At 36.9% G+C, this 24,321-nt stretch carries 15 protein-coding genes; 4 read left to right on the top strand and 11 right to left on the bottom strand.

Going from position 1 to position 24,321, the window contains the following annotated elements:
* Window positions 1–60: 60 nt before the first annotated feature.
* The 10 genes from bglX to corA all read right to left on the bottom strand — a co-directional run bounded on the left by bglX (window position 61) and on the right by corA (window position 17,955).
* Entirely contained in the window at window positions 61–2,361 is a 2,301-nt protein-coding gene (gene bglX, locus LPB89_RS05035) for a beta-glucosidase BglX (protein WP_230700612.1), read from the bottom strand.
* Between the two features lie 10 nt (window positions 2,362–2,371).
* Window positions 2,372–3,085, bottom strand: coding sequence for a prolyl oligopeptidase family serine peptidase (locus LPB89_RS05030; RefSeq protein ID WP_230700610.1), 714 nt, complete (start codon window positions 3,083–3,085; stop codon window positions 2,372–2,374).
* 10 nt (window positions 3,086–3,095) lie between these two features.
* Window positions 3,096–4,484: a glucoamylase family protein gene (locus LPB89_RS05025; protein ID WP_230700609.1), complete on the bottom strand. Its 1,389-nt coding sequence runs from the start codon at window positions 4,482–4,484 to the stop codon at window positions 3,096–3,098.
* Window positions 4,485–4,555: 71 nt separating this feature from the next.
* Window positions 4,556–5,533, bottom strand: coding sequence for a LamG domain-containing protein (locus tag LPB89_RS05020; RefSeq protein WP_230700607.1), 978 nt, complete (start codon window positions 5,531–5,533; stop codon window positions 4,556–4,558).
* A gap of 17 nt (window positions 5,534–5,550) precedes the next feature.
* Window positions 5,551–7,005, bottom strand: a complete 1,455-nt coding sequence (locus LPB89_RS05015; protein ID WP_230700606.1) for a RagB/SusD family nutrient uptake outer membrane protein — start codon at window positions 7,003–7,005, stop codon at window positions 5,551–5,553.
* Window positions 7,006–7,009: 4 nt separating this feature from the next.
* Window positions 7,010–10,027, bottom strand: a complete 3,018-nt coding sequence (locus tag LPB89_RS05010) for a SusC/RagA family TonB-linked outer membrane protein (protein ID WP_230700604.1) — start codon at window positions 10,025–10,027, stop codon at window positions 7,010–7,012.
* A 244-nt stretch (window positions 10,028–10,271) separates the two neighbouring features.
* Complete coding sequence (locus LPB89_RS05005) at window positions 10,272–13,016, bottom strand: LuxR C-terminal-related transcriptional regulator (protein WP_230700602.1); 2,745 nt, start codon at window positions 13,014–13,016, stop codon at window positions 10,272–10,274.
* 101 nt (window positions 13,017–13,117) lie between these two features.
* Window positions 13,118–14,302, bottom strand: coding sequence for an acetate/propionate family kinase (locus LPB89_RS05000; protein ID WP_230700601.1), 1,185 nt, complete (start codon window positions 14,300–14,302; stop codon window positions 13,118–13,120).
* Window positions 14,303–14,727: 425 nt separating this feature from the next.
* A complete protein-coding gene (pta, locus tag LPB89_RS04995; protein ID WP_230700599.1) occupies window positions 14,728–16,821 on the bottom strand; it encodes a phosphate acetyltransferase in 2,094 nt (697 codons plus the stop codon).
* A gap of 63 nt (window positions 16,822–16,884) precedes the next feature.
* Window positions 16,885–17,955 carry a magnesium/cobalt transporter CorA gene (gene corA, locus LPB89_RS04990; protein WP_230700597.1) on the bottom strand — a complete coding sequence of 357 codons (1,071 nt, stop codon included), beginning with the start codon at window positions 17,953–17,955 and terminating at the stop codon, window positions 16,885–16,887.
* 175 nt (window positions 17,956–18,130) lie between these two features.
* On the opposite strand from corA, the gene LPB89_RS04985 reads away from it, so the two are divergent.
* Window positions 18,131–18,733: a transposase gene (locus LPB89_RS04985; RefSeq protein WP_230700595.1), complete on the top strand. Its 603-nt coding sequence runs from the start codon at window positions 18,131–18,133 to the stop codon at window positions 18,731–18,733.
* A gap of 299 nt (window positions 18,734–19,032) precedes the next feature.
* Here LPB89_RS04985 and dnaK read toward each other — a convergent pair whose 3' ends face one another.
* Window positions 19,033–20,919 carry a molecular chaperone DnaK gene (gene dnaK / locus LPB89_RS04980; RefSeq protein ID WP_127337269.1) on the bottom strand — a complete coding sequence of 629 codons (1,887 nt, stop codon included), beginning with the start codon at window positions 20,917–20,919 and terminating at the stop codon, window positions 19,033–19,035.
* Window positions 20,920–21,298: 379 nt separating this feature from the next.
* Here dnaK and LPB89_RS04975 point away from each other — a divergent pair, with 379 nt between their 5' ends.
* The 3 genes from LPB89_RS04975 to LPB89_RS04965 are packed head-to-tail and all read left to right on the top strand — an operon-like array spanning window position 21,299 to window position 24,262.
* On the top strand, window positions 21,299–22,570 hold the full coding sequence (locus tag LPB89_RS04975; protein WP_230700594.1) for a Na+/H+ antiporter: 1,272 nt from the start codon (window positions 21,299–21,301) through the stop codon (window positions 22,568–22,570).
* A 51-nt stretch (window positions 22,571–22,621) separates the two neighbouring features.
* Window positions 22,622–23,650, top strand: a complete 1,029-nt coding sequence (locus LPB89_RS04970; RefSeq protein ID WP_230700592.1) for a trans-acting enoyl reductase family protein — start codon at window positions 22,622–22,624, stop codon at window positions 23,648–23,650.
* Between the two features lie 21 nt (window positions 23,651–23,671).
* Window positions 23,672–24,262 (top strand): hypothetical protein, encoded by a 591-nt coding sequence (locus tag LPB89_RS04965; protein WP_230700591.1) that lies wholly within the window; start codon window positions 23,672–23,674, stop codon window positions 24,260–24,262.
* Window positions 24,263–24,321: the final 59 nt, after the last annotated feature.

The raw sequence follows: 24,321 nt of genomic DNA, 5'->3' as shown, positions 1-24,321 counted from the left end.
GCTAAAAAAAGCCCCTCGGTTAACCAAATCCGAAGGGCTAATTACTAATTAACAAACCAACTATTTAGTTAACTCAAAACTAACTTTCTTATCGGCGTTTGAATTTGTTCCAACGAAAACATCAAACTGCCCCGGTTCTGCTACGAATTGTAAATCAGAATTATAAAATTTTAAATCTTCTACTGTGATCTCAAAAGTCACCATTTGTTTTTCTCCCTTTTTTAAGGCTATTTTCCGGAATCCTTTTAGTTCTCTGACAGGTCTTGTCACTGATCCGACTAAATCCCTGATGTATAACTGAACGGTTTCTTTTCCGTCGAAATTTCCTGTATTGGCAACATCAACGGTCACCTTTACTTTTCCGCTAAAGTTCATTTTATCGGATGAAATTTTCAAATTCGAATACTCAAAAGTGGTATAACTTAAACCAAATCCGAATGGGAATAAAGGTTCGTTTCTTTCATCGATATAATTCGATCTGAATTTTTCAAATTTTCCTTCTGTGTTGGAAAGCGGTCTTCCTGTATTTTTGTGTGCGTAGTAAATCGGCACCTGTCCTACGCTTCTTGGGAAAGTAGCAGTCAGTTTTCCGGATGGATTCACATCTCCAAACAAAACATCTGCGATCGCGTATCCGGCTTCACTTCCGGCGAACCAGGCATTTAAAATAGCCGGAACGGTTGCGTTTTCTTCATTTAATACCAACGGACGACCATCGAATAATACTAAAACTACCGGTTTTCCAGTTTTAATCAACGCCTGCAATAAATCTTTCTGTGCCTGTGGAATTTCCAGATTGGTACGGCTGCTGGATTCTCCGCTCATTTCTGCAGATTCTCCCAGTGCTGCTACAATTACATCAGACTGATTGGCAATTTTAAGCGCCTCTGCTAACAATTCTTCTTTTGAACGGCCGTCACGGTGTAAGGTTTTACCAAACATCGTTGCATTGGTTTCAAAAGTTTCATCGTAATCCAAATTGCTTCCTTTCGCATATAAAACTTTAACGGAAGGTCCTGCCACTTCTTTAATTCCTCTTAAAAGCGATACTGCATTTTCCATTTTTGTAGCGACACTCCAGGTTCCCGGCATGTTTTCTTTTGCATCCGCCAATGGTCCGATCAGTGCAATAGTTCCTGATTTTTTAAGCGGCAATGCCTGATTTTGATTTTTTAATAAAACCAGTGATTGTGCCGAAATTTCACGTGCTTCTTTTCTGCTGGCTGCCGTAAAAATTTCTGTTTTTGCTCTTTTTTCGTCGCAATATTTATAAGGATCTTCAAACAATCCCAGGTCATATTTTGCTTCAAGAATCAGTTTAACCGCATTATCAATTTGCTGGATTGTTACTCTTTTCTCGTCTAATGATTTTTTCAAAGTGCTTAGAAAACCTTCCCCTACCATATCCATTTCAACTCCGGCATTTAAAGCCAAAGCGGATACGTCCTGAAGATTCCCCATTCCGTGCTCGATCATTTCCGGAATTCCGGTAAAATCGGTTACTACGAAACCTTTAAAGCCCCATTGTTTTCTTAAAACATCGGTCATTAACCATTTACTTCCGGTTGCAGGGATTCCATCAACTTCATTAAAAGAAGCCATCACAGAACCTACACCTGCATCAACTGCCGCTTTGTAAGGTGGAAAATAGTCATTGAACATTTTGATATGACTCATGTCAACTGTATTGTAATCACGTCCCGCTTCCGGTGCTCCGTATAACGCAAAGTGTTTTACACAGGCCAGAATGGTATTGTTTTTTGATAAGTCTTTTTGCTGGTATCCGTTAACCATCGCCTTTGCAATCTGGCTTCCTAAGTACGGGTCTTCCCCTGAACCTTCAGAAACTCTTCCCCAGCGCGGGTCACGTGAAATGTCTACCATTGGCGAGAAGGTCCAGTTGATCCCGTCTGCACTTGCTTCCTGAGCGGCAATCTGGGCACTTCTTTCGATTAAATTCATATCCCAGGTACAAGACAATCCTAAAGGAATCGGGAATGTTGTTTCATAACCGTGAATAACATCCATACCAAAAAGCAATGGAATTTTTAAACGGCTTTGTTCAACGGCAATTTTTTGTACTTCCCTGATTTTCTGAACCGATTTTATATTGAACAAACCACCTACTTTTCCTTCAGCAATATTTTTTGCAACATTAGAACTATTAGCTTGTCCTGTAGTAATATCACCGGATGTTGGTAAATTTAACTGTCCCAGTTTTTCGTCTAAAGTCATTTTTGAAATTAACTCGGCTACAAACTCAGATTTCGGTTTAATTTTTACTGCATTTTTAGTGTTCTTTTTTTGGGCATAACCCAAGACAGCACATCCTAAAAACAGTAAGACTAATTTCTTTTTCATTCTATTGTTTTTATTTATTTGTATTTATTTTAATCTGTTTAAACATCCAGCTATAAATTTCAGGGTTATCGTATACACGTGTCCAGCTATCGTGACCGGCATCATCAAAAATGGTCAGTTGAACATCTTTAGCATTACACTTTTTTAGTTCTTTATAAATCGTGACAGCGTAATCTACGTTTACAACATCATCCAGTAAGCCGTGATAAATTCGCGTTGGAATCTGGGCTATTTTACACGCATCTTCCAACTGGATTAAATCGATAAAACCTGAAATCGGCACAATTGCCGCAAACAAATCGGGATGCGAAAGCGCTAAATTCCATGCGGCCCAGCCTCCAGAACTTAAACCTGTGACATAAATTCGGCTGGAATCAATATTATGCTCTTTCTGAACTTTTAAAATCAATTGATAGATGGATTCAATATCCCAGTTTTCATCTTCCTTACATTGCGGTGCCAGAACATAGGCATCCAATGCATGCGATTTCAGATATTTTAAAGGGCCGTTAATTTTGACTTTTTCAAGGTCAGTTCCCTTTTCTCCATCACCGGATATAAAAACGATTAAGGGCTTTTTATCTTTGGTATTGGCCGGTTTGTGCAATACATAACCCAGCTCGCACCTGGTCACCACAACCGTTTTAAAATTTCCCGTTGCCTCGCTTTGTGCAAAACCAATTGCTGAAAAGAGCAGAAATAGGAACGTTATTTTAAATTTCATTTAATGACTGTTAGAATCCGTATTTAGTTGAACTAAATCCAAGTTTGATTAACCCTTGTTTGGTGTCTGACGCATTCATAAACAACTTCCACAACAAACCACTTCTGTAGTTTTCGATCATGGGTGCAATGGTTCCCTGATCGATTGCCAGATAGCGGGCGGTTACCCAATTGTATTGTGGCGAAAAAGCATCGTAAGGACCTGCAATTCCAACATATTTTGATTTATTATCATCGTATAAATAATGCAAAAATTTCATAGACTCTATTGGCGTATATGGAAAAGAAGATAAGGCAGCGGTAGGCGAAATAACCCCGTTATCATTGTTAGGCTGATGCGCTGTATAACCCGTTGTTCCATCAGGATTACGAGTGTAACTTGCTGTTAATCCCCAGCATTTATCTGAATAATCCTTAAAACCTTTTGGATTGGCAACACTGTACTGAACCATTATTTTTGCATGGTTTTGTGTTAATGCCCAATAATCAGCATATTTATCTTTTAGATTAGTTGGATCCAAACCTAAATACGAATAGTGTGACCAGAACATTGGCCCTACATTTCCTGTCGCGCCATTGTAATTTAAAATAACCGGAATTCCGTACTGAGAGCCAGCATTTACAATTGCTCCGCTTCTCGCCCATGCTTTATGATAAGCTTCGGCAGAAATTGGGTGTGTCGGTGAAGAAGCCGCCATTACGTAGGTAATAAGACATTCGTTATAGCCTTCTAATTTAAAGTTCATTTCCCAACCATAATTGGGAGACCAGTGCCAGTATAACGCATCCTGTCCCTGGGTGTACCAGTCCCATTCTACGCCTTTCCAAAGTAAATCGGCTTTGGCTGCCAATTCTTTTTCGGCTGTACTTCCATTTTTAAAATATTCTCTGATGGTAATTAAAGCCTGGCAGACAAAAGAAGTTTCTACTAAATCTCCTCCGTTATCTTTTGTTCCGAACGGAATCACTTTTCCTGCTTTATTATCCATCCAGTGTGGCCATGCACCGTGAAAACGGTCTGCTTTTTCAAGGAAAGTTAAAGCTGTGGCAAGTCTAGAAACAGCTTCGGCCCTTGGCAAAAAACCTCTTTCTACTCCTACTACAATACTCATCAATCCGAAACCGGAACCACCTGTTGTAATAATATTAGATTCAAAATTCGGATCTTCGGTAAGGTATCTTTCACGAGCCAGTTTTGAATTAGGATCAGCATAATCCCAAAAATATTTAATGGCATCTTTTTGAACCTGATCCATTGCTTCAGCATCTGTCAAAGGTTTGGTTGGTAATGTCGGATTTGTTGGTAATGGTGTTCCTCCGCTATTTCCTCCTTCTGGTGAAGAAGAAGAACAGGACATAAAAACACTTAACAAAAGGGGGATATAAAAACTGCTTTTCATTTTTTTAATTGTGATATTAATAGTAAAAAATACACCCGGAATTTTTTCATCCGGGTGTATTATAAAGATTTCTATCTTTTATCTTTTTCAAGTTTATATAAAGCTGAAACCTCACTACTTGCAAGAGCCGAATCATAAATTCTGAATTCATCCATTAACCCTGCGTAACTAGTAGCCCAGTCTTGTTGTGAACCATTGTTTAACGGAGGTGTTGTTTCGAACTGGTGATTTCCAAAAACCACTTTACCATTTGTACCTGTCATTTGGAAAGCACCATATTTCGGAGCATTTTTAACGTTAGCATAAGTACCCGGATCATCAGCATACCATATTGCAGTACCTACAACGCCTTCTGCAGGAGCAAACGGGAAACCTCCAACATTTGCACTTGGTGCACCGTTCGTATAACAATTGATAGTACTGGTTTTAGAATCATAGGCTAAAACAATATGAACCCAGGTATTTAAACTGTTATCAAGGTTTACGATAACACTTTGTCCTTTCCACATTACTCCGGTTCTTCCATTCTCTACTCCAAGTTTTAATCGCAGTCTGTTTGGATTAGCACTATCGGGATTTTCCAAAAACAAATTAATGCCTCCCCAAAATTCAGTTGGTCTGACGATTGAAAAGATACCCTGTGCCCCTTTTCCCTGTCCGGGGCTTCCACCGTCCGGAACTGTATTGGCCGTATTCATCCAGAATGAAATGGTGTAATCATTAAGAGACGTGATTTTTGCAGTAGCATTTCCTACAGCGTAACGGGCAACAGCACTGGAACCCTGATACGCATTTCCTTTTACACCATCCGCGTAAGCTACATTCATCCCTTCAAGACCTGTAATATTGCTTTTGCTATCGTTTAAATTGCCATCAAAACTAAATTTAGAAATCAGGTGAGTTGCAGCAACTTCATCAGAATTCTCATAACCTCCAATTGATTCATACGGAATTGGGGCATTGTCCTTATCTATACTATCTTCGCAGCCCACAAATACTGTTGCAGCCAAAACAAAAGAAAGCAAGAAAATAGATTTATTTTTTTTCATTTTTATGGTCTTAAAAATTAATAATTAGGATTTTGAGCTGATAAGCCATCTGCTTGTTTGATAAAAGAAGCCGGAATCGGAAACACTTCGTTTTTACCTTCCGTAAACACTTTTCCATCAATGGCAAAAGCAGCTTTGGCCTGACCCGTGCGAACCAAATCAAAGAATCTATCGTGCTCAAAAGCCATTTCTACTCTTCTTTCTCTCCAGATTGCCGTTCTGATATCACCCTGCGATGAATAAGTTGTATTCGCTAAACCTGCTCTGTTTCTGATTTGGTTTAATAACGGAATAGCATCCGGTGTCTGACCTAATTCGTTAAGAGCTTCTGCCTTCATTAATAAAACTTCAGCATATCTTATGTATTTAATATCAACATCTGTTTCCCAGGCATCTGTATAGGCAGACGAATAGGCCTTGTAGTTATATCGTTCGTTTTCAACTGTAGTCGGAATTACTCTTCCATCATACAAAGTGGTACCTCTAAAGATAATAGTTGCATTTTTTCTTACATCACCCGGCTCATACGCATTTACTAAACTTTGGGATGGCGTATTGAAACCCCAGCCCCATCCACCGGCACCACGTGCACCTTGTGTGTTTGAATAGCCTTCGATTCCTTTAGCTGGTACTGCACCCTGAGCATAAATTTCGAAAATACTTTCTGAATCGAATTTACCTGCTACCCTAAACATACTTGCATAATCACTAACAATCGAGTAGCCCGTAACTTTATTACAATTGTCTACTACTTTCTGCCAGTTTTTCTGATATAAATTTACTTTTGCTAATAAAGCATAAGCGGCTCCTTTTGAAACTCTTGATCTCTCATTTGCAGCATATGCCCCTTTTTCAGGTAATGCGGCAATAGCATCATTTAAGTCACTTTCGATAAAAGCATAAACCTCTGCACTTGTTTTGCGGGTTAACTGCATAATACGATCAGAATCTGAACCCGGAACCGGTAAGTGATCTACAATTGGAACTCCTCCATAACATTTCACTAAAGTAAAATACATAAAAGCTCTTAAAAACTTCGCTTCACCTGTCAATCTGGCTCTCAGAGCCGGACTTGCTTTATCCAGTTTCGGAAGAATATTCAAAGCCTGATTACATCTGTTTATTCCATCGTAATTAGCGGTAAAAGTACTTTCGGCAGAAGGGTTGGAAGCATTGTACGTTAAAGCATCCAGAACGTCTTTATCGGTTCCGGTATCACCAGGAGATGACCCTTTATCGGCATCGTCAGAGGTAATACTTGACAGACCAATCCAGCCGAATGAGGTCATATCCCAGTTTAGAAATTTGTTATAAATTGAAGTCACAAATTGTGTTGCTCCCGCGTCATTATTGTATAATTCAATATCATCTGTAGAAACCGATTCTGTTTGATCTACATCTAAATAATCGTCTGCACAGCCTGTAAAAAAGAATGCTGATACTACAAACGCTGCTATATATATCTTTTTCATAATTTTAAAATTTTAAGTTAACTCCCATAACAAATGATCTCAAAGTTGGATAAGCATCCAATTCCACTCCCTGAGTTCCGTAAGGATTTCCATCTCCGTTTAATTCCGGAGAGAATCCTGAGAATTTTTGTGTGATAAACGGATTTATAGCATTTACATAAATTCTGCACGAAGTAATAAAACTCTCGCTTTGCAAAGGCAATTTGTATCCTACCGTAATGTTGTTGATTCTAAAGAAATCACCTGATTCCAAATAATACGTAGAAGCAACCGGTACCTGATTGAATGGTGCAGGATTTGAACCTGTTACATTGTTAGAGGTCCAGAAATTACCTGCAAGAGAATCTTCGATGTTTTCTCCTGAAAAACGCTGTGCTTTTTTACCATTGTACACTTTTGCACCGTTTGTTCCGTAACCGTCTACAGAGACATCAAAGTTTTTATAATTAAATCCTAAAGACACTCCATAATTAGATTTTGGCATGCTTGATCCTACATATTTTTTGTCTGTAGTAGCATTTAGTGCATCCTGAGTTACTTTATTACCTGCAGCATTGTAATACAACATTTTTCCATTTGCAGCATCAAAACCTGCATAATCGTAGATATAGAAACTTCCTAACGGCTGACCAATAGTAGTATTATCCAGTAATTTAGTATCTTGTCCGTTGCCTAATCCTCCTCCGATAAGCGGAGATAAAATAACATTTTTCAGACCTGTAAGTTCATTTTTATTATTCGAAAAGTTTCCACCAATAAAATAGCTGAAATCCTCACCAATTTTGTCATCCCAGCGTAAAGAAATTTCATAACCTTTGTTCGAAACCTCTCCTACGTGTGCCGGAGATACATTTGTTATTCCGGATGTAACATATGGTTTTGTATTTAAAATGATGTTATTTGTATTTCTGTCATAAACATCAACAGTTCCCTTTAATTTGCTGTTTAGCAATTCAAAATCTAAACCAACAGAAGTTTCTTCCGTAACTTCCCAGGATAAACTTGGATCAATTTGCGAGTTAATAGTGGTTCCCTCATTTAAGATAGAACCTCCTAAATAAGCGGTTTGACCCGATGTATAGCTTGCTCTGTTTAGTGGTACGTTCTGGTTTCCTAATTTACCCCAGCCTCCTCTTAATTTTAATAAATTAATTGTTTCTGAATTTGCTAAGAAAGACTCTTTGGAAACAACCCATCCCAGACCAAAAGCAGGAAACGTACCCCAACGGTAATCTTTCCCAAAATTTGAAGATCCGTCACGTCTTACCGTTCCGGTAACCAAATATTTATCCATCAATTTATACTGGAAACGGCCTAAATAAGATGCCAGTTTTACTTCATTGAAAACTTCGTCCTTATAGCTCGTGATATTTGCAGCATATTCTACATCTTTCAGAGCCCAGTAGTTCGAATCAGAATTTACATTTTTTCTTTTGATCGTAAGCTTTTCCCTGTTACCTTTCACACTTGTTTCAATACCGGCTACTACTTCAATATCATGAATATCGTTGAACACCTTGTTATAGGTCAGGTAGTTTGCTAAATTCCAATTGTAATAATCTTCTCTTCCTTTGGTTAGTAAATTAATATTAGCATTTGGAAATTCTTTTTCATAATCACTTGCTACTTTATTAGGATTTGCCGCAAGCCAGACATTTTTGGTGTCTTCAAAATTATATTGTTTCCAGGTGTAGTATTCTCCATTAAACTGAGAAGTAAATTTTAAGGATTTTAAAATTTCATAGTCTAATTTCAGACCACCCTGCAGCGTTATACTTTTTTGTTGCTCATCAAAAAAATCAAGTTGTGCCACCGGATTTCCAACATTGTTAAATGCTGATCCTGTTTCGTTTGCAAAACCGTCTGCACCAACTCTTGGCACTCCGTATTTTCCATCAGGAAAAAAAACAGGTACTATTGGTGATTGTTTGTAAGCGTTTGTAAAAGCTCCTAAAGGTTTAGGAGTCGATTTTGTAGACGTAAAACTGAAGTTTTGATTTAACGTCAATTTTTTAGAAATTTTATATTCATTATTATTTCTAAAAGTAGTACGGCCATAACTTAGTCCGTTTAGAATTGCTTTCTCTTCGTAATTTCCCAAACTGAAAAAATACTTCACATTTTCAGAACCTCCCGAAACAGAAATGTTGTTTTGCGTATACGATCCGCTTCTTGTAATTTCATCAAACCAGTCTGTATTTACAGGCTGATCTTGTGAAAAAGTAGTGTTTTGCAAGGCTGCATTGGTATAATAGGCGAACTTATTACTACCCGCCATTTTAACTTTTTTAAGCGGCTCTCTTACACCCGCAAAGCTTTCTATTTCTACAGAAACTTTATTATCACCTTTTCCTTTTTTGGTCGTAATAATAATAACCCCATTTGCTGCCCTTGTACCATAAATAGCAAGTGCAGAAGCATCTTTCAGGATATCGTAAGAAACAATATCGTTTGTATTAATATTATTGATATTCTCGGTTTGCATTCCGTCTACTACATATAATGGAGTTCTTCCCCCTAATGCAGTTCCCAAACCTCTAATGACAACAGACGGTGTACTCCCCGGTAAATCAGAAGAGATAACCTGAACACCGGCCGCTTTACCCTGAATAGCCTGTGAAGCATTCAATACTTTTGTTTTGGTAATTTCTTCCGATTTAATTGAGCTTACTGCAGAAGTATTATCAATTTTCTTTCTGGTACCGTATCCAATCACTACTACTTCTTTTAAGGCAGTATCACCGGATTCTTTTAATGTAATGGTCATCACTCCTGCAGCTGCGGGAACGGAAACAGGCTCAAAACCCAACATGGAGATCTTTAACATCTCTCCTTCTTTGGCATTAATACTAAAATTACCATCGAAATCAGCGTCGGCAGAAGTTCTGGACTGAGGTGCACTGATAACAGCTCCCGGAACTCCCATTCCGCTGCTATCTAATACTTTTCCTTTAATTGTCTGTCCGGACATATAAGCCGGCAACAATAAGAGTGCTAAAAAACTAAAAATAAAATTTTTCATACAGTTTGTAATCGTTTAAGTTAGTAGAGCCAAATTAAACAATTACAACGTTGTAGTACATCAGATACCACTACTACATAGCTACATCACTACATCAAAAATACTTGGTAAACAATTATAAATAAAGACTTTAACTTATTTTAATTTTACGTTAACATAACGTTATGATGTAGTAATGATGTATTGGAATTATATAAAAAAAGAATGAAAAAATTAAACTATGTTTAAAAAACGAATACGAATCTTACACAGTCAATAAAAATTTTGACAGGTTTTCGTCCTGAGTGAGGTTTAATTTCTTTCTTAAGCGATATCTGTGTAATTCTACACCTCGGAAAGAGATGTTCATCATAGGGGCAATTTCTTTGGAAGAGAGGTTCATTTTAAGGTACACACACAGTTTTATATCTTTTGGAGTGAGGCTTGGAAATTTCTTTGTCAGATTAATAATAAACTCATTATGAATCTGGTTCAGATTGGTTTCGAAAGTTTCCCATTCGTGTTTGTTCACTTCGTTGATTTTAATGGCCTTTTTAATTTCGCTTTTCAGTTTATTAAAATCTTTCTCCGAATCTAAGATATTCTGTATGTTTTCAATCATTTCACTTTGCTTGGCTATCGACAAGGATTTTCCGGCAACTTCAGACGATTTTGTCTGTAATTCAAGTTCCAGAATGTGTTTTTCGTATTCCTGAACATTTAATTCATTCTCGGCTTTAAGTTCCATCTCCAGAATTTCTCTTTGATGCTTTAATTCCTCTGCCTGTAATTTTAACTTTTGTGTATATCGGAATTTATTCCATTTATAATAAAAGAACAACACTGTTCCAATCACAAATAAATACAGTAAAATCATCCAAAATGAAAAATACCAGGGCTGAGCCACTTTAAAAGAAAACGCTTCCACTTTTTCATAACTGGCTCCATCATGTTTGTAAATCACAATAGAATGAGTACCACTGCTTAAATTATTCAGTAAAATTACGCCATCAGAAACAGGCGTAAACTCTTTGCTTTTATTTAGTTTATAAAACAAATTGGGTTTACTCGCCCCATAAATCCCGGAGATTACATTTACTTTAAGCTCTTTATTGAATTTAATTTTAGAATTATCCGCAATCAAAACATTATCACTAAAAGCTTCTACCCTCAAGGCTTTATGTTGTTCGTTTTCATATTTTAACTGAAGGGAAATAAATCCATCATCAAGATTTAACAGGTAATGATTGGCGTTTTTAAAGATTCTGAGGTTTTCGTTAATCAGCTTTCCTTTATAATATTTCTCCTGAATAATGTTCCAGAGAAATTTATTGCCGTTTGCATAAATATGATATAAAATCCCGTTCTGAAGTACCATGAAGTGATCTTCGTCTATGCCCACAATATCAGAAACATTACTGAAATTGGCATTAAACAATTCATTTTCTTCCAGTTTATTGGCAATCGAATTATAAGTGTACCAGGAATTATCGATTAGAAAAAGTATTTCGTTTCTAAATTCAAAAATCTTGATACCAAAATCATTTTTTATTTTCGCCTGCTGTGTGACATTTTCTACTTTTTTTGTTTTATAATCATCGTCCAGCAAAACACGATATAAACCACGATAATTATCCGCTGCCCAGATTTCATTTTTTTTATTCTGGGCAACATATTTTATAGGTTTGGTCAGATCCTTTATTATTTTGTAGTGCGACAGGTTTGATAAATCATCATACACCAGGATACCGCTGTAAGTAGACTGAAAATAGGTATTGTTAATACTGCTTTTGGATAAATTCCATCCACCGCTTACCCCATTAATTTTAGTGAGGGAACCATTATCATACGAAAATGTTCCGTCATTATGTCCAATAATATATTTAGTACCGATTTTGGTAATGTTCCAGCCCTGCCCCTGCGTATTGGGCAGCATATTAAACCTGCCGGAGCCAAATTCAAAAATACCATGATTGGAAGCAATAAGATAACCCTTATTGGTGGTTGCTACCGAATAGACAGATCCTAATATGCCTGAGTTATCATAAAAAAAGGATATTGGAGAATTGACCTCAACATGAGCAATTCCGTTATCAAGACCCAGCCATAAATCATCTTCTTTATCAAAACCAATACTCAAAATCGAATTGTTCATTAAAACATTATTACGGTCAATGTTTTTATACAAATTGGAATCTAAGTCTAAAATTATAACGCCCTTATTACCGGTACCGATTATGAGTTTATTGCCCTTAATAAATTTGGCAACATTAATAGTGGTTGACTTTAAGGTTTCGTTCAATGGATTATTCCAGGGCCGTAGTCCATTCTTCTCAACTACAAAAACTCCTTTTTTCTGCGTGAAAATATAAGTTTCGTTTTTGTATTTTTCGATAGCGTGAACTACCGTATTTTTGAGAACATTCCATCCTTTTGGATTTGCAATTCTTTTGCCGTTCATCTTAAAAATACCGTCCTGAACAGAGGCCACGTAAAGGTTTTTGTCTATGAAGAAACAGTAGGATATCAGAAATGGAAATTTTATTTTTTTAATGGTTTTTCCATTATAAATAAAAACATCATTGAAGGATTGAAAATAAAGTGATCCATTGAACCTGAATATTTTCCAGATTTCTTCATTGTCTTTTTCATCAAATAAACGCAGGTTTTTGGTAATCGAAACGTAATGCATTTTGCCTTCTTTACGGTACCAGTACCCAAATTCTTTATAAGAGCCGGAATATATTTTGTCGCCTTCAATTAAAATGGAACGAATAATTGTTTTGTTGGGTAAAGTGTATTTCTCCCATATCACACCATCGTAGCGCAACAGGTAATGATTATTGGCAAAATACATGGCATTATCTTTTCCCTGTGCCACATTCCAGATCTGATTATCGCCCTGATAATCTGATTTACTGTAATTTTCAACAAAGGGAAGTAATTCTTGTGCCTGAATTTGTGAAGCTATGAAAAAGAAAAAAAGTAATTTTAAAAGTATCGATTTCAAAATATTCGGATTTATATTCAAAGATACTGACAAATATTTAATTTTTGAATGTAAAAAAAGCTCCCGACCGGGAGCTTTTTTTACGCATAAAATATTTTTTTTTAGTTCTGAAGCAGTTGGTAAACCTGATTCGCAATTTCATATTCCTCATCTGTCGGAACAACCAAAACTTTAGCTTTAGAATTGGGTTTGTTGATTTCCCTGATTTCTTTCGAACGAACTGCATTTTTTTCATCATCCAGTTCAATTCCGAAATACTCCATATCGGTACAAACCAGTTTACGCATATAGGAAGAGTTTTCTCCAATTCCTGCGGTAAAAATAATCGCATCCAAACCATTTAAAGCAGCGGTGTAAGAGCCAATAGTTTTTTTAATTCGGTACGCATTCATCAGCAAAGCCAATTGACATTCCTTATTTCCTTTTTCAGCTTCCGATTCGATATCGCGCAAATCACTGTAGCCTGTAAGGCCAAGCATACCACTTTGTTTAAGCAAAATAGCATTTACTTCATCAGCCGTATAATTTAGATTCCTGATCAGATAAAAAATTACGGACTGATCTATATCTCCGGCACGGGTTCCCATTATTAAACCATTTGACGGAGAAAAGCCCATCGTCGTATCAATACATTTTCCGTCTTTAATAGCCGCCATGCTGCAGCCATTCCCTAAATGAATGGTAATTATTTTTGAATTGTGCTCTAAAAAACCAATTGCTTTTTCAGAAACATATTTATGACTGGTTCCGTGAAAACCATAAACACGGACTTTATTCTCTGTTAAAAGATAATTCGGAATGGCGTATTTAAAGGCTGTTTCGGGCATTGTCTGATGAAAGGCGGTATCAAAAACAGCAATTTGCTCTGCCGAATTAAAAATTTCTTCGGCCACATTAATTCCTTCTAAATTCGCAGGATTATGTAAAGGTGCCAGCTCAAAAAGCTGTTTGATTTTTAATTTTACTTTCTCATCAATTTTTACGGTATCCGTGAAATCACTTCCGCCGTGAACGACACGATGACCAACAGCAGCAATTTCCGAAGTTGATTTTATAACACCTTTTTCCGGGTCTAAAAGCATTTCGGCAACTTTCTGTAAACCCACTTTATGATTCGGAATCGGAAGTAATTCTTCTAAGGAATCCGACGCTGTTTTAAACGCAATATTTGAAATTTCCAAACCAATTCTGTCAATCATGCCCGAGCAAATTACTTCGTTTTCCGGCATAACCATTAGTTGATATTTGATGGATGAACTTCCTGAATTTATAATTAGTATTTTCATTTTTTTTAGGTGCTAAGGTGCTAAGTTTCTAAGCTGCTGAGTTTTTTTTAAAAATTTTACTTTTACCCTGAGTGAAGTCAAACAAAATGGGGCTTCGACTCCGCTCAGCCTGACATATCTTTTTTAATTTACTGTCACCCTGAGCGAAGTCGAAGGCTGGTCAAACAAAAAGGGGGTCGACTCCGCTCAGCCTGACATATTTTTTTAATTTACTGTCACCCTGAGTGAAGTCGAAGGCTGGTCAAACAAAAAGAGCTTCGACTAAGCTCAGCCTGACATATCTTTTTTAATTTACTGCCAACCTGAGCGAAGTCGAAGGCTGGTCAAACAAAAAGGGCTTCGACTCCGCTCAGCCTGACATATTTTTTTTAAGTAATAAATCATAACGCAAAACTCACAATTTACAACTCATAATTCACAATTAATTAAAGTCCCTGTGCCTGAATGGCAGTAATCACGACTGTGTTTATAATATCATCTACGGTGCAACCACGGCTTAAATCGTTTACGGGCTTGTTTAAGCCCTGTAACATTGGTCCGATGGCCAAAGCTCCGGTCTCTCTCTGAACGGCCTTATATGTATTGTTTCCTGTATTTAAATCCGGAAAAATTAAGACACTCGCCTGACCTGCTACTTCAGAATCCGGCATTTTACTTTTCCCGACGGTAAGGTCAACTGCAGCATCGTACTGAATGGGTCCTTCGATTTTTAAATCAGGGCGTTTGGCTTTTACAATTGCAGTGGCCGCTCTTACTTTATCAACTTCATCACCTTTTCCTGAAGATCCGGAAGAATAAGAAAGCATCGCTATTTTGGGTTCAATTCCGAAAGCCAGGCTTGATTCTGCCGACGAAATTGCAATTTCTGCCAATTGTTCAGCGGTTGGGTTTGGGTTTATGGCACAATCTCCGAAAACGGAAACCCTGTCTTCCAGGCACATGAAAAATACAGAGGAAACTACAGACGAATTCGGTTTTGTTTTGATGAATTGCAATGCCGGTAAAATAGTATGCTGCGTGGTATGTGCGGCTCCTGAAACCATTCCGTCTGCATGGCCTTTGTATACCATCATGGTGCCGAAATAAGAAACGTCTTCCATTAAATCCCTGGCCATTGTGATACTTACGTTTTTCGCTTTTCGAAGTTCGTAATACGTATTGGCATAATCCTCATAACGTTCAGATTCTATCGGATTGATGATATTTACTTTCGAAAAATCAAAAGTAATTCCGAGTTCCGCAACTTTACTTTCAATTTGTTTTTTATCTCCGATAATCGAAATATCTACCACATCCATATCTAATAATCGTGACGCTGCCATAATAATCCGGTCGTCATTTCCTTCCGGCAGGACGATATGCTTGCGATGCTGTTTGGCTCTTTTCACCATATTGTACTGAAACATCTTTGGCGTCATTCCTTCTGCCACAAAAGTGATCAGTCTTTCCGACAAAGCGTCAACTTTTACATATTTTTCGAAAGTACTGATCGATGTTTCAATTTTATGCGTGTTGTTGGCATAGATTTCAGATCTGATGCTTCCAATTTTATTGGTGATGTGGTAGGTTCCTCCGTCAACTGCAATAATTGGAACAACTGCGGAAAGTCCTTCAATAAGCTTTAATATACTTTGCTCGGGAATGATATTTCCGGTCAGGATAATTCCGGAAATCGTCGGATAATTGGCCGACTCGTTTGCCTGTAGTGCTCCTAAGATAATATCCGAGCGGTCACCCGGCGTAATTACCAAAGCATTATCCTGCAGGTGAACCAGATAATTATGCAATTGCATGGCGCCAACACTATAATGCCCGATTTCATTGTTTAAATAAGTTTCTCCAAACAGCACTTTGGCATCCAGTAAATTTACAATTTCCTGCATCGTCGGGTTGTTCAGACTTGAAATCAACGGAATGGTATTTATCAAAACATTCGCCGGCAGGCTTTTTTGCAGGCTTTTGGTTACCAGTTCTATGTTTTCGGGCTGTACTTTATTAGCAAAAACAGAAAGCACCTCAACTTCTTTTACTTTAAAGGAATCGTAAACAAGGTGCAGGCTATCTATTAATTCATCCAGCGTTTTTCCAATACCGGATCCTATAATTATGGTTGGAATTCCGAGATTTTTCGCAATTAAAACGTTGGTATCCAATTCAATTGAAGTGCCTTCTCCGGTAAAGCTGGTTCCTTCAACAAGAACAAAATCAAAGCGTTCTTCCAGCCGTTTGTATTTCTCTATAATCAGGTCCAGGACCTCTCCTATCTTTCCTTTATTTTTCTTTTTGATCAGTTTGCTTTTCGTAATCGCATAAGCGTCTTCGAACTTAATATCAAGGTTAAAATAGGAAAGAACTGTTTCGATATGGTTGTCTACCCCGCCATCGATAAAGTCTTCAACAATGGGCCTGAAATACCCTACCTTGGCCGTTTTTCCGATCAGAATGCTCATTAATCCGAGTGTAATAATCGATTTCCCGCTATTCTGATCACTTGTGGCTATATATATCGCTTTACTCATTATGAATGTTTTGAAGTGTAACAAATGTACTTAAATCGTCGTTTTTATAAAGGCAAACAAACGTTAAAACCAGCGTCTTTTTTTGAAGTAAATAATCAGGGCAATCACCAGCAAAAACATACTTCCCATAACGATAAAATAACCGTTTTTGGAGCGAAGTTCCGGCATATAATCAAAGTTCATCCCGTAAACTCCGACAATAAAAGTCAGCGGAATAAAAATCGCCGAAATGATCGTCAGGGTTTTCATGATTTCATTCATTTTACGGCTTTGTTCCGAAAAATAGAAATTGGAAGCACTTTCCAGTGAACTCATATCGGACTCAATCTGCTCTAAAAGCTCTAAGCTTTTCTGATGTAAACGGATAAAAAAGTTAAAGGTGTCTTTTTGGATCAAAGTACTCGTATCATCGTCTTTTATCGTTTTTAAATAAAATAACGAATCCCGAAGCGGAATTATGGAACGTTTTAAAAAATTAAAATTATCCCTGTGGTTTTCAATCTTTTCCAATATTATCGGATCAGCTCCTTTTTTAGTTAAATTGATTAATTCTTCAATTTTTTCTTCTTCATCTTCTATTGTAATGTAAAAGTTTTCGATAACGGCATCCAACAACAGGTAAAGGAGGTAATCTACTTTTTTCGTTCGCACAATTCCCGCATGCGTGCGAAGTCGCTCCCGGATGTGCGTAAAGAAATCGCTTCGTTTTTCCTGAAATGAAATAAGAATTCCATCCTTCAGAATAAAACTAAGCTGCTCAACACTAAGATTATCCGAATATTCGGAAGGCAGCAACGATTTTATATTAAAGAATAAAACATCCGGCTGTTCTTCCAGTTTCGTTCTTTTCGTAGTATTTAAAATATCGGCCAGTAAAAAATCATTCAGCTTGAAATGTTCCCCAATGGTTTTAAGCAGGCCAATATCATTTAAACCATGAACATTAAGCCAGTTATTCTTTGTATAATCAAAGCAGGAATTTAATGCTGCTACAGTAAACTTTTCATATTCAACAACATCTGCATCATCATATACAAAGAGCTGCATTTCTGTTTCATGCTCTTTATGGGTTCCTGTGTACTCTAAAGTAATGTGTTGCAGCTTGCGCCCTTTCTTATATTTAATCTTTCTCATTCAAAAATATTTACCTAGTAATATTACAAAAAAGAATTTGAAAAGAAATGACAATTGTCAGTTTGATAGAAAATATTCCATAATACTTTTTTTTTAATTTGTAATCTTTTTACTGCTTTTAATTAAATTTGATAGATTCAAAGTCCTTTGAGTTTAACAACAAATAATTATACTCATGCAAATAACCGAACCGCTTGAATTTGGCAACTATTATCACATCTATAATCGCGGAATCAACAGTGAGAATATTTTTAAAGAAAATAGAAATCATGAGTATTTTTTAATGCTTTACAATAAGCATATTGATCCAATTGCAGAAACACTGGCATGGTGTTTATTAAAAAATCATTTTCATCTGTTGGTAAGAATTAGAACTTCTGCGGAAATTCTGGAAAGTCAAAAGGAGGATGAAATCAAAAAAATAATTCCTCCGCACCAGTCTTTTGGCAATTTGTTCAATGCTTACACTAAGTCGATCAATAAAAGTTACAACAGACATGGAGCATTATTTGAGAGACCTTTTAAAAGAAAATTAATTGATAATGATTTCTATTTGCGTTCCGTAATAAAATATATCCATAACAATCCCGTAAATCACGGATTTTGCGAACATCCAATTGAATATCCGTGGAGTTCTTACTTAACTTGTGTTTCAGCAAAGCCAACTAAATTAAAACGCGAAAAAGTAATTTCTTTATTTGAAAATATTGAAAGCCTAAAAGATTTCCATAGTAAAGAGGAAAACTTCAATTCTTTAGAAGATTTTTTAAACTTATGATGAATTTTATTGCTTAATCTAAACGCGAAGAAAACCCGACAGGTTTTCAAAACCTGTCGGGTTTAATACGTTACCAAATAAAATTATATTACTCAATCTAAACGCGAAACAAACCCGACAGGTTTTGAAAACCTGTCGGGTTTAATACGTACCAAATAAAATTATATTACTCAATCTAACTAAACAAAAAACAAAACCCGACAGGTTTTAAAAACCTGTCGGGTTTACCAACGTTAGTATAAAACAAAAAAGCCAAGTCATTTCTGACTCGGCTTTTAATTTATAATCTAAAAAGTAAATTATTTTACTTCTTCGAATTCAACGTCTTCAACATTGTCACCTTGAGACTGCTCTTGTTGAGGAGCCGCTTGTTGACCTTGTTCACCACCTTGAGCGTACATTGCTTCTGTAGCTACTTTCCAGGCTGCATTTACATTGTCTAATCCTTTTTGGATTGCTTCAAGATCTTGAGATTGGTGAGCAAATCTTAATTCTGTCAAAGCAAATTCGATAGCTGTTTTTTGATCGTCAGTAAGCTTATCCCCTAACTCTTTCAACTGAGTTTCAGTTTGGAAGATAGTACTGTCAGCTTCATTTATTTTTTCAGCTTTAGCTTTTAAAACTTTATCAGACTCAGCGTTGGCTTCAGCATCTTGTTTCATTCTTTCGATTTCTTCAGAAGTTAATCCGGAAGAAGCTTCGATACGAATATCGTGAGATTTACCAGTTCCTTTATCAGTAGCAGTTACTTTGATGATACCATTAGCATCAATGTCAAAAGCAACTTCAATTTGAGGAACTCCTCTTGGTGCTGGTGGAATACCATCTAAGTGGAAACGACCGATAGTTTTGTTATCAGCTGCCATTGCTCTCGCTCCCTGAAGAACGTGTAGTTCAACAGATGGCTGAGAATCAGAAGCAGTAGAGAAAACCTGAGATTTTTTAGTTGGAATAGTTGTGTTAGCTTCAATTAATGTAGTCATAACACCACCCATAGTTTCGATACCTAAAGATAAAGGTGTAACGTCAAGTAACAATACATCTTTTACATCTCCGGATAAAACTCCACCCTGAATAGCTGCTCCAATTGCAACAACCTCATCAGGATTAACTCCTTTAGATGCTTTTTTACCAAAGAATTTTTCAACTTCTTCAACAATTCTTGGGATACGTGTAGAACCACCAACCAAGATAACTTCGTCAATATCAGAAATAGATAAACCTGCATTTTTCAACGCTTTAGCAACTGGTGCCATAGAACGTTTTACTAATGAATCAGTTAATTTTTCAAATTGAGCTCTAGTTAATTTTTTAACTAAGTGTTTAGGTCCGGAAGCTGTAGCAGTTACATAAGGTAAGTTGATTTCAGTTTCTGCAGAAGATGACAATTCAATTTTAGCTTTCTCAGCAGCTTCTTTGATACGTTGCAATGACATTGGGTCAAGACGCAAATCGATACCTTCTTCAGCTTTAAATTCGTCAGCTAACCAGTCAATAATTGTATGGTCAAAATCATCTCCTCCTAAGTGAGTGTCTCCATCAGTAGACAATACTTCGAAAACTCCGTCTCCTAATTCAAGAACAGAGATATCAAAAGTACCTCCACCTAAATCGTAAACAGCAATTTTTTGATCCGTTCCTTTTTTATCTAATCCGTAAGCAAGTGCCGCAGCAGTTGGCTCATTGATGATACGCATTACTTTAAGACCAGCAATTTCACCAGCTTCTTTTGTAGCCTGACGTTGTGCATCGTTAAAGTAAGCAGGAACAGTAATAACTGCTTCAGTTACAGTCTGACCTAAATAGTCTTCAGCAGTTTTTTTCATTTTTTGAAGTGTCATTGCTGACAATTCCTGAGCAGTGTATAAACGACCGTCAATATCCACACGTGGTGTATTGTTGTCACCTTTTACAACACTGTAAGGAACTCTTTTTGCCTCTTCCTGAGTCTCAGCAAAAGTGTGTCCCATAAAACGTTTAATAGAAGCAATCGTTTTTGTAGGATTCGTTACTGCTTGTCTTTTTGCAGGATCACCTACTTTAATTTCGCCACCTTCAACAAAAGCGATGATAGATGGAGTTGTTCTTTTTCCTTCTGCGTTAGGAATAACAACTGCTTCGTTACCTTCCATTACAGAAACACAAGAGTTCGTCGTACCTAAGTCAATTCCGATTATTTTACCCATTTTTTATATATTTAATTTTTGATATACATTTTTAACTCAGGTGGCATAAGTCAATCTTTGTGCCAATATAAAAAACCAAAGTAAATTGTCAGTTTTAATGTTGTCATGGTAAAAATCAGCTGACAACATGACATTTTCAAAACCTGACAACCATGGCATATCAGTACTTTAGGTGTCATTTATCAGGAGCTTTTTCCTGCTGTCCCTCCAATCTTTTATGCCGAACCCCGGCACAAAAGGATTTTCCATCCCATCAGGGCTAAAATATTCGTTTTCAAAAGAAGCTTATCTGAATCTCATCAGATAATGTCTTTCCCTATTTTTAATTAAATCCCGAAATACTTACATTAGCAACTTTCTTCAATCAATAGAATTATAAATGGAAAACTACAGCATCATTATATTTATTCTCGCGATCGTCATCGGGCTATCTGCTTTTGCTGACACCATAAAATTACCACAGCCTATTTTACTTGTTATGGTAGGAATCGCAATTGGATTTATTCCAACAATGAATGAAATCGAAATTAATCCGGAAATTATATTCCTGTTATTTCTCCCGCCTTTATTGTATGATGCCTCTTTTAATATTTCCCCTAAAGATTTCAAGACCAATCTGAATACAATTGGTACACTCGCTATTTCATTAGTTTTCCTTACCGCGTTAGGAATTGCAGTCTTAGCACATTTCATAATTCCCGGAATGACCTGGCCGCTGGCTTTTGTACTGGGAGCAATTCTTTCTGCTACAGATGCCGTAGCTGCCATAAGCATTACAAAAGGACTGAAAATAGCACATAAAACGATAACTATTCTTGAAGGTGAAAGCCTGATTAATGATGCTTCGGCACTGGTTGCCTACCGTTTTGCGGTCGCTGCCGTAATGGGATCTGCTTTTGTCATCTGGAAAGCTACCCTTGAATTTCTGCTCTTACTTGGAGGTGGATTTTTAGTAGGTTTTGTGATGGCTAAAATTCTGAGCTTCATACTAACGCGTGTACACAAAAACGTAAATGTAACGATTAGCTTCATGCTGTTAATGCCTTTTGTAACTTATCTTATTGCAGAACATCTGCATGTTTCGGGAGTAATCGCAGTCGTTATTTTGGGACTGGCAATTGCCCGTTTCAGTAAAAAAATATTTCCGGAAAGTTTAAAAAATCAATCCAGAAGCTTTTGGGACATTATCATTTTTCTACTCAACGGATTGATCTTTATTTTAATAGGACTTAATTTTCGTTATATTCTGAAAGATATAGACAACAGCATGATTCTGCCTTATATTGGTTACGCAGCAATCATCACTATTGCAGCTTTATTGATTCGAATGGTCCGAATATTTTTGCAGAAAATTAACCTTCAGAAAGCATTTCAAAATACAAAAAGGAAAAGAAAAGTGAGCGAACATGCACTTTTAGATTTTAATAATAGTGTCATTTTAAGCTGGTCCGGAATGCGGGGAATCGTTTCGCTCGCCATTGCAATCGGTATTCCTAAAGAACTGGAGGACGGGACTCCGTTTCCGGAGCGAACTGTTATTATCTTTATCTCTGTAGCTGTCGTCCTTTTAACACTTATTGGTCAGGGACTTACTTTGCCTTTAATTGTCAAAAAATTTAGTACCAAAGAAAATAACGATCCTAAAGAATAGTTCTAAAATTACAGCGTTTCGTAACTACTACAAACTAAAATTTTACAAATTATGGAAAACAGCATTGCAATTTATGGCGCTTACGGACATACAGGGAAATTTATTGTAGCTGAACTTTCCAGAAAAGGATATAAGAACCTCCTGCTTTCCGGAAGAGATTCCGAAAAATTAACTCTTCTCCATCAGGAATATCCGGATTTAAAAATAAAAGCAGCCGCCATTGATGATCCAAAAGCACTGGATAACGCTTTTTACGGCGCCAAAATTATCATAAATTGTGCAGGGCCTTATTTAGATACTGCAAAACCTATTATTGAAGCTGCTTTGCGTTCAGGCAGTCATTATATCGATTTGAGTGCAGAACAAAAAGCAGTATTAGATGTATTTGAACTTTTTGCTGAACAGGCAAAAAACAGTAAAATTTTAATAATTCCTGCCGCTGCCTTTTACGGCGGGTTAGCAGATCTTCTCAGTACGGCACTAACTCAGGACTGGAACAAAATTGACGAAATAAATGTTTATATAGGTCTGGATTCGTGGCATCCGACCAAAGGAACAAGATTGACCGGAGATCGAAATCACTATAAAAGATTAACATTCAAAGACAATCGTTTACAGGAGCTTGAAGCAGCGGTTCCAAAAGAATGGGATTTCAAAAACCCGATCGGAATTAAGGAAGTTGTGGCTTTACCGCTCTCTGAAATTATTACAATTTCCCGCCATTTAAATGTAAATACCATTAATACCTTTCTTAGCCAGAACTCTTTGAATGATCTTCGAAATAATGACACGCCCGAACCAAAACCGGTTGACATCAAAAACCGGTCGTCTCAGCAATTTTGTGTGGAAGTTATTGCGGTAAAAGGCAATATCAGGAGAATCGTTTCGGCTCAGGGACAGGACATTTATGCCGTTACAGCACCGTTGGTTACAGAAGCTGTCAACAGAATTTTATCAGGCAGCATAAAAAAAACAGGTGTTACAACAATGGGCGAAGTCTTTGACGCTTCTGATTTTTTACAATCCTTACATGAAGATGATATTAAAATAGCAGCCATCGAAGAATCTACATTAAATTAAAAACCTATTGTTCCTTACACAATGCCAAAATTCATATCCTTATTCTTCTTATTATTTCCCATAGCCTTATTGGCGCAAAATGACAATTTCGGTAAAAAAATCACTAAGGTAAGTGGCGATCTGAACCAAGATGGCTTAGCAGACTATGTTCTAGTTTCGCAAGACACTTTAAGCGACAATGCCCCCTATCTACTCGAAATTTATTTTGCTGAATCCAATGGTCATTTCAAGCGCGTTCTTTCGTCAGTAAAAGCTATAGATCCGGCTTTTCCGGAAGGCAGAAAAGGGTATTACAATGGAAATGCTTTTTCGGATATTACCATAAAAAAAGGCATTCTTAGTATCAACAATGAACTTTTGCGGGGTCACTATGAGCATAAATTCAGGTATCAGCATAATAATTTCGAACTCATTGGTTTCTCCGAAGTCTATTCGGACGGACAGGGAACAATGGGAACGATTGACTTTAATTTATCGACCGGAATCCGTATCAAAAAGACAGAACCTTATGGCGAAGATGATTTTCCGGTAACAAAAACTCAAAAGAAAATCATTATCAGGCCGCTTCCAAATCTAAAGGATTTTGCTCCTTTCAAAACGGACTATTTTTAAAAACCAGCGGCAATAGTTCTGTTTTGCAGTAAAAGGTCTGAGTTTTTATTTGTAATTTC

The sequence above is a fragment of the Flavobacterium sp. ENC genome, from assembly GCF_020991415.1.
GTDB lineage: Bacteria > Bacteroidota > Bacteroidia > Flavobacteriales > Flavobacteriaceae > Flavobacterium.
The sequence above is the reverse complement of the archived record's forward strand: the minus strand, read 5'-3'. Positions and strand labels throughout refer to the sequence as shown.